Below are 210 nucleotides of genomic sequence, written 5' to 3'. Positions count from 1 at the left end.
CCGGTGGCCCAACCCCTTGTGGGAGGGAGCTGTCGAAGGTGGGACTGGCGATTGGGACGAAGTCGTAACAAGGTAGCCGTACCGGAAGGTGCGGCTGGATCACCTCCTTTCTAAGGAGCACTTCTCAACCGGGCTTGCCTGGTTCAGAGGCCAGTACATCAGCGAATGTCTGATGCTGGTTGCTCATGGGTGGAACGTTGATTATTCGGC

Annotated in this window: 1 rRNA gene; it reads left to right on the top strand. The window is 57.6% G+C overall.

Features of this window, described 5'->3' with window-relative positions:
- A 16S ribosomal RNA gene (locus tag ACGFW6_RS45200) occupies positions 1–110 on the top strand; the annotation flags it as partial.
- Positions 111–210 lie beyond the last annotated feature (100 nt).

It is taken from the genome of Streptomyces sp. Y7 (assembly GCF_043195415.1).
Classification (GTDB): Bacteria; Actinomycetota; Actinomycetes; order Streptomycetales; family Streptomycetaceae; genus Streptomyces.
The sequence above is the reverse complement of the archived record's forward strand: the minus strand, read 5'-3'. Positions and strand labels throughout refer to the sequence as shown.